1 protein-coding gene is annotated in these 1,192 nt (G+C 37.0%); it reads left to right on the forward strand.

What is annotated here, in order from left to right:
* Nucleotides 1-703: 703 nt before the first annotated feature.
* The gene (locus LMF89_RS25350) at nt 704-1,117 is read left to right on the forward strand and encodes an acyl-CoA thioesterase (RefSeq protein WP_007959590.1); all 414 of its coding nucleotides are present in this window, start codon (nt 704-706) and stop codon (nt 1,115-1,117) included.
* The last annotated feature ends 75 nt before the right edge of the window (nt 1,118-1,192 follow it).

Raw genomic sequence — 1,192 nt, forward strand, 5'->3', positions numbered from 1 at the left:
GTAGCTCCAGTAGCGCCAGCAGCACCAGCATCGCCAGTAGCTCCAGTAGGGCCGGTAGCTCCAGTAGCGCCAGCAGCACCAGCATCGCCAGTAGCTCCAGTAGCTCCAGTAGGGCCGGTAGGGCCGGTAGCTCCAGTTATGCCAGTAGCACCAGTGGGGCCGTAGGCTTAGTAGTATCGATACAACAGAAGTTAGTATCGATACAATAGCAGTTTGCTGGAGATGTGCATAGTGGGAACTTAGGAACTATAGGTGAGAATCTAGTCATTGATGTATCGTCAAAGGACATAATAAGATTGACCTCCTTTAGCAAAATATTAACTCTTATTATACTATTTAAATAGTGATAACATTGTGTCGTCATTATGTAAGCATAACGACAAAAGATTAGCTCCTATTTAAAATTGGATATATATTTTACATCAGAGGACTTTACAACAGGTTCAAATTTCTTAGTATTTATAATAGGTCTAACTTCAAGAAGTAGTGCTATGATTTGTCAAAAGTTTTTTTGACAAAAATAAAAAAGAAAAGTACAATAAATAATAGGCTTTGTTCGTTGACGGAATGGCCATAAGACTCTTCTTTATAATGTGTGAGCCTGATTTACGACCCACGGCATAAGATAGCTGCTTGTGGGCATTTGTTTTGCTTGGACGTAGCTTATGCTAATAAGCAAATATGAATAAGTGAGGATTCAATTATGATTACGGTACGAGAGAAAGTTCGCTTTGTTGAAACAGATATGATGGGTGTTGTACATCATGCTAACTATTTTCGTTGGTTTGAAATGGGGCGAGTAGAATATTTAAGACAGGTTAACATCTCTTTGCTTGAAATGATGGCTGATAACATTGTTTTTCCGATAACTCATGTAGATTGTCAGTATTGTGCTTCTGCCAAATTTGATGATTATATTCTAATTGAAACAACAATGACGGAAGTATCACCAGTAAAGATGGTTTTTACATATAAAATTGTTCGGGAAGCCGATGGAGTACTATTAGCTACAGGTAATACTCAAAATGTATTTACCGATAATCAGGGGAAAATTATTCGCTTGCCTAGTAGGTACTTTTCAAATTTAAAAATGGATTTTGAAAGTGTAAGAGAGTAAGTGTATATAAAAAAATATATTTAGATAGAATATTTTGTTAGGAGGTGCAGTCAATTGAGTACTAATGCACCAATT

It is taken from the genome of Pelosinus baikalensis, from assembly GCF_020819555.1.
In the GTDB taxonomy this organism is placed as follows: domain Bacteria; phylum Bacillota; class Negativicutes; order DSM-13327; family DSM-13327; genus Pelosinus; species Pelosinus baikalensis.

Excerpts from the sequence above, each read along its gene's own strand:
- LMF89_RS25350 (WP_007959590.1), top strand. The coding sequence starts at position 704 with ATGATTACGGTACGAGAGAAAGTTCGCTTTGTTGAAACAGATATGATG.